Consider the following 14,184-nt stretch of genomic DNA (forward strand, 5'->3'; position numbering starts at 1 on the left):
CTTTTTTAGAAATGGTTAGGAGGGTTTTTATGGACGAGATAGAAAAATCACTACAAGATTGGGGCCAACAATTGGAAAATGTTCATTTGCCAAGATGGCATGAGTTACCAGATATTGAATTATATATGGATCAAGTGATTACTCTGATAGAAAAATACTTATCCCCATTGATTACACTGGAAAAACATACTTTGTTAACGTCCTCAATGGTTAATAATTATGTCAAACACGGGTTAATCCCGGCCCCGGTGAAAAAGCGCTACAATCAAAAGCATTTAGCGTTTTTAATTGCGATTACGTTGTTGAAACAAGTGTTAACATTGCCAGAAATTAAGCAAGGCATTTTATTCCAAGGAGCTACGGTTGGTATTCGTGAAGCGTACAATTTATTTTGTCAAGAACAGGAACGAGCGATTTATGTGATTGCTGCTCAAGCGCAAGAAAAAGAAGTTCAGACCAAATCACAAGAACCTATGGGGATTGAATATTTGGCTGTAAAAGCAGCGACAATGTCTTTTGCTACTAAAATGTTTAGTGAAAAAGTGATTGAATTGGAACAAGAATACTTAAAAGAAATGGATGAGATGACACATGAATAAAGAAAAGATCGCACTACTGGTTGATTCTGGGACAGATGTTCCAGAGGCATTAGTCAAACAATACGGCATGTATGTCTTGCCTTTACAGATTATTTATCCTGAAAAAACCTATACAGATAAGGTAGATATTACACCAGAAGAAGTGTATCAACGTTTAGAGAAAGAAATCCCTAGTACTTCATTACCAGATGGCGCAACAATCCAAGCTATTTTTGACAAAATTAAAGAAGCGGGTTACGAAAAAGTCTTAGCGGTGACCATTTCTAGTGGTTTAAGTGGAACCTATAATGTGGTTCGCTTGCTTGGAGAACAAACCGAAGGACTAGATGTATTTGTTTTAGATACAAAGAACATTGGTATCGGGGCTGGCATTCAAGCGATTCGAGCAGCAGAATTAATTGAAACAGGATTAGGCTGGCAAGAATTACAACAAAAATTAACAGAAGAAGTAGCCAACGCAAAAGTATTTTTTAATGTAGCCACTTTAGAATATTTACAAAAAGGTGGACGAATTGGTTTAGTCACTTCTATTTTAGGGAATGCGCTAAAATTAAACCCCATTATTTCTTGTAATGAAGAAGGCATTTACTATACGGTGGCTAAGTCTCGCGGCCGTAAAAAAAGTCTTGATAAAACGTTTGAGTTGGTGACGAACTTTATAGGTGAGGCACCCCGTTTTCGTTTGGCAGTCGCTCACGGTGCGGCAGAGGAAGAAGCAAAAGCAATGATGGAACGCTTGAAAGCAGCTTTTCCACAAGCAGAAGAAATTTACTTTGGAACGATTAGTCCGGCATTAGTTGTTCATACAGGACCAGGACTTTTAGGTGTTGGTATACAGTTATTAAATGATTAATTAAATGAAAAATCTCCTCAAATTTTTTTGAGGGGATTTTTCATTTAAGATTTCTCTTTTTCATAGAAATATCATTTTGCTGAAAAAACAACGAAAATTATATTGAAAATTTCACGAATGTGTTACAATTTGTCTACAAAGGGGGAATTTTTTGTGAAAAAAGCAATAGCAGAATGTTTAGGAACATTTATTCTTGTCTTTTTTGGGACAGGAACAGCCGTTCTAGGAAATGGTATGGAAGGGATTGGAACAACGGGGATTGCCTTAGCATTTGGGTTAACAATCGTTGCTGCTGCCTATAGTATTGGCACAATTTCAGGTGCACATCTAAATCCAGCTGTTTCTCTAGGAATGTGGCTTAATAAACGAATAACAACAATGGAATTAATCTACTATGTAGTGGGACAAATTGTTGGCGGCTTGATTGCCTCATTTGCATTATTAAGCATTCTAAAAGGTGCTGGTAAAAGTATTGAGAACTTAGGTCAAAATGGCGTAGGGGAATTAAGTGTTGCTGGTGCATTGACAGTCGAAATTATTTTAACATTTATTTTTGTTTTAGTTGTCATGACAGTTACAAGTGCTAAGAAAGGCAATGCTTCATTAGCAGGAATCGTAATTGGGATAACACTAACAATGATTCACTTAGTCGGCATTCCTTTGACAGGAACTTCTGTCAACCCAGCTCGTAGCATCGCGCCAGCCGTTTTTGCGGGTGGTTCAGCGTTATCTGAGTTGTGGATTTTTATCGTTGCGCCATTAATTGGTGGATTATTAGCCGCTCTTGTAGCAAAATTCGTCTTAGATACGGAAGAATAGATTAGCGAAAGAAGAATCTTTGATAACAAGCGTCAATTGTTGTCAGAGATTCTTTTTTTGTTATACTAGGAGAACCTAAAGGCGCATTTTTAACCAAAGATGAAAACATCATCAAAATAAGGTATAATAGGAAAGTATCAAATAAGATTAGAAGGAAAAAGAGGTGTCTCTTTGTGAAGAAAATTTTAGTAGTTGATGACGAGAAGCCAATTTCAGAGATCGTTAAATATAATTTGGTTAAAGAAGGATATGAAGTATTTACTGCTTACGATGGAGAAGAAGCACTTGAAAAAGTGGAAGAAGTGGAACCAGACTTAATTATTTTAGACTTAATGCTCCCTAAAATGGATGGCTTAGAAGTCGCGCGAGAAGTGCGCAAAACACATGATATGCCAATCATTATGGTGACTGCCAAAGATTCTGAAATTGATAAGGTTTTAGGATTAGAATTAGGAGCCGATGACTATGTAACGAAACCATTTTCAAATCGTGAATTAGTTGCTCGTGTCAAAGCCAATTTACGGCGAGGTGCAACCAATGCGAAAGAAGCCGAGGTGACAACACAATCTGAATTAACGATTGGTGATTTAACCATTCATCCTGATGCATACATGGTCTCAAAACGGGGTGAAAAAATTGAATTAACCCACCGTGAATTTGAGTTACTTTATTACTTAGCAAAACATATCGGACAAGTGATGACTCGTGAACATTTATTACAAACCGTTTGGGGTTATGATTATTTTGGTGATGTGCGGACAGTGGACGTAACCGTACGTCGTTTAAGAGAAAAAATTGAAGATAGTCCAAGTCATCCAACGTATTTAGTTACTCGTCGTGGGGTTGGTTATTATCTAAGAAATCCTGAACAGGAGTAATCAGGTATGAAGAAAAAAGTTCACTTTTTTCAATCTGTTAATTTTAAGATTGCTTTATCATTTATTCTGCTGTTACTGATTGCGATTCAAATCATTGGCGGCTATTTCATTCGTGAACTGGAAGCCACTACAATTTCCGATTTTAAGAAAAATATGGATTCTCAGGTTGTCCAATTGTCAAATACGTTAAGTACGCAGATGAGCAACAAAGATCTCGAACGTAGTGACGTTGATGCAAATTTAAAAAAAGCGTTATCTGATTTTTCAAATGCAGACATTTCTGAAGCGAGAATTGTCGATGATAAAGGGATTATTCGGGCAACCAATGATTTAAATCAACAAAATATTATTGGGAAAAAGAATGATTATCGTGATTTAAATGACTTTACGAGTAAAAAATATCAAGCTTTAGATAATGATAAACGTGTGTATGTGAATGTTCAGCCGATTCAATCGCCTACTGGAGAAACAGTGATTGGCGTCCTTTATGTGAAAAGTAATTTAGAAAATAAATACCAAGAAATTACCAACACAGCAAGTATCTTTTTCACTGCTTCTATTATTGCCGCAGCAATCTCGATTATTGTGACCTTACTGATTGCACGATCAATCACGAAGCCGATTGGGGAAATGCGCGAGCAAGCCATTCGAATCGCTCGTGGTGATTACGCTGGAAAAGTAGAAGTCCATGGAAAAGATGAATTAGGCCAATTAGCAGAAACATTTAATCAATTATCAGAACGGATTGAAGAAGCACAAGAAACAATGGAAGCAGAAAGAAATCGTTTAGATAGTGTCTTAACGCATATGACAGATGGTGTCATTGCGACGGATCGCCGCGGAAAGGTGATTACGATTAATGAAATGGCCCTTTCGTTATTAAATGTAAAAAATGAAAATGTGATTGGGACCTCGTTATTAGAGTTGTTAGATATTGAAGAAGACTACACATTGCGGAAGCTGTTAGAAGAGCCAGATGAACTGCTGATTGATCGCTCAACGTCTGATCGTGAAGAAGACCAAATGATTATCCGGGTAGACTTTACGATGATTCGTCGGGAATCAGGATTTATTACTGGCTTAGTTTGCGTACTTCATGACGTCACAGAACAGGAAAAAAACGAACGGGAAAGACGGGAATTTGTTTCCAATGTTTCTCATGAGTTGCGAACGCCTTTGACAAGTATGCGTAGTTATATAGAGGCTTTGAGTGAAGGAGCTTGGGAAAACCCTGAGATTGCGCCGAATTTCTTAAAAGTCACGTTAGAAGAAACCGACCGGATGATTCGTATGATTAATGATTTGTTGAATTTATCTCGGATGGACTCTGGGAATACACATCTTCAATTAGAGTATGTGAATTTTAACGAATTGATTAATTTTGTCTTGGATCGCTTTGATATGATGATTGAAAATGAGCAAAAAAATTACAAAATTCGCCGTGAATTTACTAAACGCGATTTATGGGTAGAGTTAGATACAGACAAAGTAATTCAGGTTTTAGACAACATTTTGAACAATGCGATTAAGTATTCGCCAGATGGTGGCGTCATTACCTGCCGACTAGTTGAAACACATAATAATGTCGTCTTTAGTATCTCGGACCAAGGTTTGGGCATCCCTAAAAAAGATCTCGGGAAAGTCTTCGAGCGTTTTTATCGTGTGGATAAAGCCCGTGCGCGAGCACAAGGTGGGACTGGTTTAGGTTTAGCAATTTCTAAAGAAGTAATTCGGGCCCATAACGGGAGTATTTGGGTGGAAAGTACAGAAGGTGAAGGATCGACTTTCTATATTTCACTACCATATGAACCTTATGAAGAGGATTGGTGGGAATGATGAAATTATCAGAATGGATTACAAGAATTGGCTTGATTTTAATGGTCATTTTAAGTATATATTTTTCAGTCAATATCTGGCTGAATTCTGCCAAAAAAATACCAGAAATGAAGTCGGGAAGCCAAGTCACAACAGCTGTCAATGAAAAAGCCATTGGCGATGTCTATTTACCTTTGCAATTGATTCGAATAGCCGATGGAAAAGCGATGCAAAGTAATCGTGAAACATTAATTAGTAATGTTCAAAATGATATTAAAATGGCTACGTTTGGTAAATTGACACAAGTTGTGACAAAAAATGCAGAGCAACTTAAGCGCTACAACCAAATGGAACAAGGCATTGAACTTCTTTATCAAGGTCCCTTTTTAATCTCGGACTATGCTTCGATTTATAATCTATCCATTAATTTTACTAACTTTAATGAGTTGACGGACCAGTATTTTACGAAAATTCAATTGGATTTTAACGAAAATAAGATACGTTTTTTAGATTATGACCAAGCCAACGTCTATGAAGCGCCCATGACTGTCAATAAGGCGCGCTTAATGGGAATTATCAATAAAGAGGGATTACAATATCAAGACGTTTCCGAAAATACGCTAACCAAACAAGGGCAATGTTATTTAACCAATGATATGAAGTTGAAAAAGTACAGTTATATCTTAGCTTCGCAACCAGTTACTCGTTTTAGGAATGCTTTTTTCAATGAAACGGAAGATATCCAAACCAATGAAGACAGTCAAGACTTAACCTATACGAGTAAAGAAGAACGATTGTTTGCAGAAGAAAAACTGGGAAAAATTGATTTTAAAGGGACCTTGCCAGAAGAGAATAAACGGGATTCAATCTATAATCAAAGCTTTTCTTATGTAAAACGTTTAGGAACCAATATGGGGAATTTACGTTACTTTGATCGAACGAAAGATAGTGTCAATTATCGGACTTTTGTGGAAGGTTTCCCAGTGTTCAGTAATGATTTAAAAGGCCAAGTGGATATTCGCATCACGAACAACGATGGTGCTGCGCCAAGCGTAACCATTAACACAAGTGTGAATACAATCCAAGTACCGATTCCTTCAGAAGAAGAAGTGACGCTGGAAAGCACGGAAAAATTGATTAAGCGTTTAGAAACGGCTGGTGCTAAAAAGGAAAAAATTCAATCGGCTGTTATCGGTTATACGTGGCAGACAATTGAAGAAGTCAAACAAGTCGTTGATTTAAGTCCGGAATGGTATGTCCTTTATAACAACAATTGGTACACTGCAACGGACTTGGTAAAACAATTACCAAGCTTGGAGGTGGGCTAATGGATTTTAAACGAATTGAGTGGATTTTCTTCTTAGCATTTTTAGGATTAAATATCTTTTTATTTGGAATTTATCGGGAAGGTCAACAAGAAGAGAGCAACGTCTCTTCTTCCAGCCAAACAGAATCGATTGAAAGTCGGTTGGAAAAAGATAACATCTCGTATAAAGGGACACTTTCTTCAGAACGATTGGAAGGCTATTATTTAAGTGGCGAACAAACCAATTTTTCTGCTGCTTTAAAAATCCAACGTGAAAAGAATAAAAACTTTTTGAGAAATGGGCTGCAAATTGCGGATAATACTTTAACGAGTGTGCCTAGTAAAAACTATTTTATTGATCCTAAGAAAATTGATAAAGATTTAAGTACTTTTTTAAATGAAAAAAATGCTTTATTATTCGGAGACGAATATCAATACTTACCAGAATTTTCTCATTTAAAAGAGCCGACGGCAGAAATTGTGGCTGCACAATCGTATAAAGGAATTCCCTTTAGAGATGACACGGCAAAATTAAGTATTTTAGCAGATACGTCAGGTGAATTATGGAAAATTAGTAAATATTCGCAAACGCACATTGAAAATATTGAAGAGTTACGAGACAAAACGGATTTATATTCCAATCGTGATGCGATAGACACGCTCTATATGAATAACCGGATTCCTAGTAATTCCAAAATAACATTCATTAAATTGGCCTATTCAAGAATTTATAAAATTCGTGAGAAAAATGTATACGTTCCAGTCTGGTTTGTAGGAATTTCTACTGGTGAAGATTCAGTTGAAATTGAACAGGTGAATGCCGTAAGTAATACCATCATCACAAATAATACTGTGCCAAAGGTGGAAAAACATTAAGGTCCGTTGTATAATGAAACACGTTAATGTTGTAATGTAGAAGGGAAGAGTTTTAAATGGATTCAGAGTTTGCTTTTAATATCAGTGTTCTTGCCAGTGGCAGTACAGGCAATTCCCTTTTTATTGAAACCAACCAAAAGAAAGTATTAGTAGATGCGGGTTTAAGTGGCAAAAAAATCACTTCACTTTTAGCAGAAGTCAATCGCAAACCAGAAGATTTAGATGCGATTTTAGTTACACATGAACATCGGGATCACATTCATGGCGTTGGCGTGTTAGCGCGAAAATATAAGTTAGATGTCTATGCTAATGAAAAAACGTGGCAAGCGATGGATCCCATGATTGGCAAAGTCGATGTCGCTCAAAAACATATTTTTGAAATGGGTAAAGTTTTGACCTTGGGAGATATGGACATTGAAAGTTTTGGTGTGTCACATGATGCGATTGCGCCTCAATTTTATCGTTTTCATCGCAATAATCGTTCCTTTGTTGTTCTAACGGATACAGGTTATTGTAGCGATCATATTCGTGGTACGATTGAAAATGCAGATGCTTATTTAGTCGAAAGCAATCATGAAATTGAAATTTTGCGAGCAGGACCTTATCCATGGAGTCTTAAACAACGGATTTTAGGAGATAAAGGCCATTTATCCAATGATGATGGTGCTCTTGTGATGGCGGATGTATTAGGTGATAAAACAAAACGCATTTATTTAGGTCATCTTAGCAAAGAAAATAATACGAAACTTCATGCGCGAATGGCAATGGAGTCTACTTTGAAGCAAAAGGATTTAGGCGTCGGTGAAGCATTTAAGGTATATGATACAGACCCCGATTCAGCCTCAGAGTTATTTCAAATTTAGAATAATGGTGGTTTATCAGTTTTTGAGCGTGGAGCAAAAATCCAAAGTGATTTTTGTCCCATGCTCATTTTTTGTTCTTTTATCCAGCTGGTTTGACAGAGACATCGGTGACAATACTTTTAAACTCTTAGTTAATTTTTTGACAAATGCTTGTGTTTGTCTGGTGTTAGGAGTATAGTTAACTAGATTTTTACTAGTGGGAGGTCTATGATGTTTCAATTTTTACCAAACTCTGTTTTACAGATGAGCACTATTTTTCTTTCGATTATTATCGAAGCATTGCCTTTTGTCATGTTAGGTTGCTTGATTTCAGGCGCTTTACATGTTTTTTTAACACCAGAACGAGTAAAAAAAGTGTTACCTAAAAATAAATTTTTATCAATTTGTGTAGGGAGTTTCCTAGGGTTTTTCTTCCCTTCTTGTGAATGTGGGATCGTCCCAATTGTGCATCAATTTGTTAAAAAAGATGTACCAACACATACCGCTTTTGCTTTTATGTTAACGGCACCAATCATTAATCCAATTGTGCTATTCTCAACATACGTAGCTTTTAGTGGCGCAACAAAATTTGTGATTTGGCGAGTTTTAGGTAGTATGATTGTCGCGTGGGTTATCGGCATTTGGTTAGCTTATTTTCGAAAAGAATCAATTTTAACAGAAAAAGAGTTGGCGCAGATTAAAGAAGAGCAGGTTGCTCATACGCATGAACACGTTGATGAAGCTCGTTCATTTTGGAAAAACGGCTGGTCAGCGTTAACCCATAGTATTGATGAATTTTTTGATACGGGTCGTTATTTAATTTTTGGTTCTTTGTTAGCAGCAATCATGCAAACCTATATTCCAACTGGTGCGCTTATGCAATTGGGCCATTCAAAGATTTTAGCGATTCTAGTCATGCTAGTCATCGCTGCCACTCTATCACTTTGTTCAGAAGCAGATGCATTTATTGGTTCTTCTCTTTTGAGTTTATTTGGCACAGGACCAATTGTCGCCTTCTTAGTTTTTGGTCCAATGGTAGATATTAAAAATTTATTGATGATGAAACGTTATTTTAAAATGTCATTCATTGTACAATTTGTTTTGATAGTGGCGCTTGTCGTAACTATTTATGCGGCAGTAGTTTAGAAAGGAGGCCTACAATCGATGATACGATTTATTATTTTAATTGGATATATGGGGTTGATGATGTATCTTCAAATTTCAGGTGAACTGAACCAATATATCAATATTCATTATAATTACTTAGCTGTTTTATCAATGGTTTTAGCTTTTATTATGGCGATTGTCCAATTGATTTTGTGGAACCAAGCAGATCCATCAATGCAAAAAAAACATGAAGACATGCACCAACATGGGGGACATGAACATCATGGCCATCAGCATAATTTGGAAAAACCCAGCCAAAGAGGGCTTGCCTATTTACTACTTTCTTTACCGTTGATTGTTGGCTTATTATTTCCGACAGTTAGTTTAGACACAACAATTGTTGAAGCAAAAGGATTTAACTTTCCAGTAAGTAAAGAATCAGTAGGGGATCCTGATATGCAAACGCAATATTTGAAACCTGATACAAGTATGTATTTCAATAAGACGGATTATGACAAGCAGATGGCAAAAGCCATGAAACAATATGATGGCCAATCTGTGATTTCAATTACTGATGAAAACTATTTGGAAATTATGGAACTAATCTATAATTATCCAAGTCAATTTGCAGGGAAAAGGATTTCTTATAAAGGCTTTGTCTATAATTCAAAAAGAGAAGAAAGTGTTGACCAGTTTGTCTTCCGTTTTGGGATTATTCATTGTGTCGCTGATTCTGGCGTTTTTGGCTTGTTGGTTCATTTTCCTGAACATACTCAATTTCAAAACAATGATTGGGTAACGATTACCGGAACCGTTGAGTTGTCCTATTATCCACCATTTAAACGACAAATACCAACTGTGCAAGTGGAGAAAGTCAAAGCAGATCAAGCACCAAAAAATCAATATGTCTATCGTTCCTTTTAAAAAAAGTTGGTTGCTTCCATTTGATAAGGAAGCAACCAACTTTTTTGCTATCTATTTTTTAATTTTGTTGCGCTTACGACGAATAAAACCCAAAGATTCTCTTTTTTCTCGAAAGCTGCGGATATTCTGATTGAAAACCTCAGAAGCGACTAAGCCTAACGCAATTGCCCCAGCAATCATTACAGCTTGCACGGTAAAATAGGCACCTTTTTCATAATTGCCAATTACGATATTCCGAACAGCTTGATAAGCTAAGCCACCAGGTACCAATGGAACAATACCAGGAATATTAAAAATCGTGACAGGCATTTTCAATATTTTTGAGAATAGGTAGCTTACTGCCGCAACACCGACAGCACCGACAGCACCGATGAGGGAACCTAATGCCGCATTTCCACTAAAAACTTCAACGATTACCCAATAAAGCATCCAGCTTACACTACCAGTTAGACCACAAGCCACCAGTGATCGTCGAGGAACATTAATAATAATCGCAAACGCCGCAGAAGCTAAAAAACTAAAGACAAATTGTACCAAAACGATTCCTAGCAAGTAAGTCACTCCTTTTAATAGAAAAGTTGAAAGACAAAAGCAATGCCAAAACCAATCATTCCTGAAGTCATTAATGCTTCAGTCCCACGAGAAACACCCGATAAGTAGTGTCCAGCTAGCAAATCGCGAAGAGCATTGGTAATTTGCACACCTGGCACTAAAGGCATGACACAACCAATGATGATTAAATCTTGTGATTGTCCGAGTCCCAATTTGACTGAAAGAATAGCGGCTGCACCAATGAACAGCGAAGCTAAAAATTCAGATAAAAATTTAATCTTGAGAAACTTTAAACTAAAATAATAAAGACTATAGCCACAGCCACCAATCAGAAAAGTCAAGAACAAATCAGACCAGACGCCACCAAAAAGAATCATAATCGTAGCGCTGACAACGGCCGCACTAACAATGCGTGCGCTAATTGGAAAATGGCGGTGTTCACTATCAATCACTTTTAGTTTATTCAGTAATTCCTCTAAAGAAAAATCACCAGCCACATAAGCACGAGACAGCTGATTCACACGAGAGATTTTTTCTAAATCAATGCCACGTTTCATTACTTGAACCATACGAATAGTGGAGGTTCCATCTATGCCAACAAATAGCCCAGTTTGTGTCACATAGCTAACCATTCGATAGTTGCCAGAAGCAAGCGCAATCCGGCTCATTGTATCTTCAACACGGTACATTTCTGCATCGCTTTCTATCATAATTTTACCAGCTAACAAACAGGTTTCTAAAAGTAAATCCAAATGAGCAGGAGTCATTGAGCAAGCCTCACTTTATGTATTTTCTTCTAGTGTACTACAAACGAACCAAAAAGAGGAAATAAATAACAGCTGCAATCGAAAATTTACATCGTAAACAGATTGTTAGCGAATTGTAACATTAAAAGGCTGATATTATTTAATCATAGATATTTAAAAGTTTTCAAAAGAGAAACGTCGATTTTTTCGCAAAATGAATTGGAGGGAAAGGTGATATTCTGGCGATTTAGCAGAGCTTTATTCTTGTTTTATAAAGTTGTGTATTTGTTTTTATAATTTTAAAATTATCGATGGCTGTCATTTTTTTACGAAGCCTTTATTAATAAAAGACTAAGAAATAACAAAAAAGAGAGAAGGAGAAGAAATTTTGTTTGTAGTTTCGGTTCTTTTCTAGTAAAATGAAATTGTATAAAAGTAGAAGTGAGGTGTAGTAAAATGGGTTTTACAGACGAAACAGTACGCTTTGATTTTGATGATAATCGAAAAAAAGCAATCAGTGAAACGTTAGAAACCGTATATCGGGCATTAGAAGAAAAGGGATACAATCCTATTAACCAAATAGTAGGGTATTTACTTTCTGGGGACCCGGCTTACATTCCTCGTTATCAAGATGCTCGAAACTTAATTCGTCGTCATGAACGTGATGAAATCATGGAAGAATTAACCAAATATTACTTAGCGAACCATGGAATCGATATCAAATGAGGATCATGGGGCTAGATGTAGGTTCACGGACAGTCGGTGTGGCTGTTAGTGATTTATTAGGTTGGACAGCACAAGGCATCGAAATTATTCGCATCAATGAAGAGGAAGAGAACTTCGGCTTTGAGCGATTAGGTGAATTGGTGAAAGAATACGAAGTCACGAAATTTGTCGTAGGTTTACCGAAAAACATGAATAATTCCATCGGTCCTAGAGCTGAAGCATCCATGGCATACGGTGATAAGATTCAAGAATTATTTCAATTACCTGTTGACTATCAAGATGAACGATTAACAACTGTCCAAGCAGAGCGTTTCTTGGTGGAGCAAGCAGATGCTTCAAGAGCCAAAAGAAAAAAAGTCATTGATAAACTAGCGGCAGTAATGATTCTACAAAATTATTTAGATGCACATAGCCGATAATTATCGAGCTTTGAATACATCAAGGGAGAGAAGAAGAATGACAGAACACAACCACGATCATGATCACGAAGGACATGAACACATTACTTTAGTAGACGAACAAGGAAATGAAACATTATACGAGATCTTACTAACTGTTGACGGTCAAGAAGAATTCGGTAAAAATTATGTTTTATTATATCCAGCAGGAATTCCTGAGGATGAAGATGTTGAATTGCAAGCTTACTCATATGTGGAAAACGCAGAAGGTACAGAAGGCGATTTACAGCAAATCGAAACAGACGCTGAATGGGATATGATTGAAGAAGTTTTCAATACATTCATGGCTGAAGAAGAAGAGTAAAACTGTAACGAGAGAAGCGCTACTTCTCCTATTGAGAAGTAGCTTTCTTAATAATAATTGTTATAATGTACATGTTGTTTCTATCATAAGATACTATCACTATCATTGAGTGTGGTGGATAAAGAAGGACAGCATTGTCTAGTTTTACAAGATGTTGTAAAAACGTAACATCCTTGTAATGACGTTAATTTGGTAACTATCTAGCATAATTTATAATTTGTGTTATACTAAGTATGAGGTTTTGGAAATACTGTTAATTTTATAATATTAAATAAAAAATGGCTCCACCTACTGGCATAGGTAGAGCCGTCAGAAATTCAGTTAAACAAACACGTAATTATTGGTGTGGTGCATTGCCACGAACTGAAATTCCAGTTAATAAAGCAAGTAAATCAAACATATATTTCACCTCCTTTATTATGATAGCTTCATTATAACATTATCTGTAAAATGATGGTATGTTTAATACAAAAAAAATAGAAAGATTGGAGTTTTGACTGTGAGAGTAGCGGGAGAAAAAATCAAAACAGCGCGTAAAAAGAAAAAATTATCGCAAGCTGAATTGGCAAAAGGAATTTGTACACAAGCAACAATTAGTAACATTGAAAACAAAAATGTGTGTGACAGTTTAGACATTTTCTCATCTGTATGTCTACGTTTAGACTTACAAGTGGAAGAATGTATCGAAGGTTCTAGTGAGAAAAAACTCGAAAGCTTATTAAATAAAGTAGAAGAATTATGCTTTTACTTTAAGCACGATGAAGCCTATGATTTGTTGAAAGACTATCCAGATGATATCGAAAGTTCAAACAGAATTTTAGAAACAAAATTTTTCTATTATAAAGGAATTACGAGTTTATTAGGTAAGAAAAATAATAGCGAAGCATTGTTCTATTTACATCGTGGTTCTGAAATTAGTCGTGATATTAATATTTATAATATTTTGAGTATGAATGCGATCGGTATTTTATATGAATTAGAAGATGATATTGAAAAAGCAAAAGTTTATTACGATAAATCTTTACAATTGCTAAGCGAATTCAAATTAGATTATCCATTAGAGCAATGCCGTATTTATTATAATACCGCAAAATTCTATTCATTAATTAAAGACTATGCAAAGAGTATTGAATTAAGTGATAAAGGAATCGAAATTAATCGGACGCACAGTTCTATTTACTCTTTAGATTGCTTATTATACGAAAAAGCTTTTAATAAACAAATGCTAGGACTAGATGCTGTTGAAGATTATCGTATTGCATACTACTTTACACGTTTCTTTGAAAATAAAAAATTACTTACTTATATTGAAAAAGATATGCAAGAGTTTAACATCAGTTTTAAATAATAAATTATTGTTTCAGATTTTAAAAAGAACA

Annotated in this window: 16 protein-coding genes; 14 read left to right on the top strand and 2 right to left on the bottom strand. The window is 35.9% G+C overall.

Annotation, left to right across the window (positions count from 1 at the left end):
* Window positions 1-29 precede the first annotated feature (29 nt).
* The 10 genes from IGJ90_RS05165 to IGJ90_RS05210 all read left to right on the top strand — a co-directional run bounded on the left by IGJ90_RS05165 (window position 30) and on the right by IGJ90_RS05210 (window position 10,019).
* Window positions 30-599: a DUF1836 domain-containing protein gene (locus IGJ90_RS05165; protein WP_002366491.1), complete on the top strand. Its 570-nt coding sequence runs from the start codon at window positions 30-32 to the stop codon at window positions 597-599.
* On the top strand, window positions 592-1,452 hold the full coding sequence (locus IGJ90_RS05170; RefSeq protein WP_002357950.1) for a DegV family protein: 861 nt from the start codon (window positions 592-594) through the stop codon (window positions 1,450-1,452). The genes IGJ90_RS05165 and IGJ90_RS05170 overlap by 8 nt, the downstream gene beginning before the upstream one ends.
* 117 nt (window positions 1,453-1,569) lie before the next feature.
* Complete coding sequence (locus IGJ90_RS05175) at window positions 1,570-2,271, top strand: MIP/aquaporin family protein (RefSeq protein WP_002394358.1); 702 nt, start codon at window positions 1,570-1,572, stop codon at window positions 2,269-2,271.
* Between the two features lie 173 nt (window positions 2,272-2,444).
* Window positions 2,445-3,149 (top strand): response regulator YycF, encoded by a 705-nt coding sequence (yycF, locus tag IGJ90_RS05180; RefSeq protein ID WP_002357947.1) that lies wholly within the window; start codon window positions 2,445-2,447, stop codon window positions 3,147-3,149.
* Between the two features lie 6 nt (window positions 3,150-3,155).
* Window positions 3,156-4,985, top strand: coding sequence for a cell wall metabolism sensor histidine kinase WalK (walK, locus tag IGJ90_RS05185; RefSeq protein WP_002357946.1), 1,830 nt, complete (start codon window positions 3,156-3,158; stop codon window positions 4,983-4,985).
* Entirely contained in the window at window positions 4,982-6,292 is a 1,311-nt protein-coding gene (locus IGJ90_RS05190) for a YycH family regulatory protein (RefSeq protein ID WP_002397184.1), read from the top strand. The genes walK and IGJ90_RS05190 overlap by 4 nt, the downstream gene beginning before the upstream one ends.
* Window positions 6,292-7,146, top strand: a complete 855-nt coding sequence (locus IGJ90_RS05195) for a two-component system regulatory protein YycI (protein ID WP_002365516.1) — start codon at window positions 6,292-6,294, stop codon at window positions 7,144-7,146. Before IGJ90_RS05190 ends, IGJ90_RS05195 begins: the two co-directional genes overlap by 1 nt.
* A 56-nt stretch (window positions 7,147-7,202) precedes the next feature.
* Window positions 7,203-8,009 carry an MBL fold metallo-hydrolase gene (locus tag IGJ90_RS05200; protein WP_002357943.1) on the top strand — a complete coding sequence of 269 codons (807 nt, stop codon included), beginning with the start codon at window positions 7,203-7,205 and terminating at the stop codon, window positions 8,007-8,009.
* A 210-nt stretch (window positions 8,010-8,219) separates the two neighbouring features.
* Window positions 8,220-9,134: a permease gene (locus IGJ90_RS05205; protein ID WP_002357942.1), complete on the top strand. Its 915-nt coding sequence runs from the start codon at window positions 8,220-8,222 to the stop codon at window positions 9,132-9,134.
* 18 nt (window positions 9,135-9,152) lie between these two features.
* On the top strand, window positions 9,153-10,019 hold the full coding sequence (locus IGJ90_RS05210; RefSeq protein WP_002357940.1) for a TIGR03943 family putative permease subunit: 867 nt from the start codon (window positions 9,153-9,155) through the stop codon (window positions 10,017-10,019).
* A gap of 51 nt (window positions 10,020-10,070) precedes the next feature.
* On the opposite strand, the gene IGJ90_RS05215 is transcribed toward IGJ90_RS05210, so the two are convergent.
* Window positions 10,071-10,580 carry a threonine/serine exporter family protein gene (locus IGJ90_RS05215; RefSeq protein WP_438767697.1) on the bottom strand — a complete coding sequence of 170 codons (510 nt, stop codon included), beginning with the start codon at window positions 10,578-10,580 and terminating at the stop codon, window positions 10,071-10,073.
* Window positions 10,581-10,585: 5 nt separating this feature from the next.
* On the bottom strand, window positions 10,586-11,338 hold the full coding sequence (locus IGJ90_RS05220) for a threonine/serine exporter family protein (protein WP_002357938.1): 753 nt from the start codon (window positions 11,336-11,338) through the stop codon (window positions 10,586-10,588).
* Between the two features lie 435 nt (window positions 11,339-11,773).
* Here IGJ90_RS05220 and ireB point away from each other — a divergent pair, with 435 nt between their 5' ends.
* The 4 genes from ireB to IGJ90_RS05240 all read left to right on the top strand — a co-directional run bounded on the left by ireB (window position 11,774) and on the right by IGJ90_RS05240 (window position 14,153).
* Window positions 11,774-12,043, top strand: coding sequence for a regulatory phosphoprotein IreB (gene ireB / locus IGJ90_RS05225; protein ID WP_002357937.1), 270 nt, complete (start codon window positions 11,774-11,776; stop codon window positions 12,041-12,043).
* The gene (gene ruvX / locus IGJ90_RS05230) at window positions 12,040-12,462 is read left to right on the top strand and encodes a Holliday junction resolvase RuvX (protein ID WP_002357936.1); all 423 of its coding nucleotides are present in this window, start codon (window positions 12,040-12,042) and stop codon (window positions 12,460-12,462) included. The genes ireB and ruvX overlap by 4 nt, the downstream gene beginning before the upstream one ends.
* A 37-nt stretch (window positions 12,463-12,499) precedes the next feature.
* Entirely contained in the window at window positions 12,500-12,805 is a 306-nt protein-coding gene (locus IGJ90_RS05235) for a DUF1292 domain-containing protein (protein ID WP_002357933.1), read from the top strand.
* A 499-nt stretch (window positions 12,806-13,304) separates the two neighbouring features.
* Window positions 13,305-14,153, top strand: coding sequence for a helix-turn-helix domain-containing protein (locus IGJ90_RS05240; protein ID WP_002385984.1), 849 nt, complete (start codon window positions 13,305-13,307; stop codon window positions 14,151-14,153).
* The last annotated feature ends 31 nt before the right edge of the window (window positions 14,154-14,184 follow it).

The sequence above is a fragment of the Enterococcus sp. AZ129 genome (assembly GCF_051714505.1).
GTDB lineage: Bacteria > Bacillota > Bacilli > Lactobacillales > Enterococcaceae > Enterococcus > Enterococcus faecalis.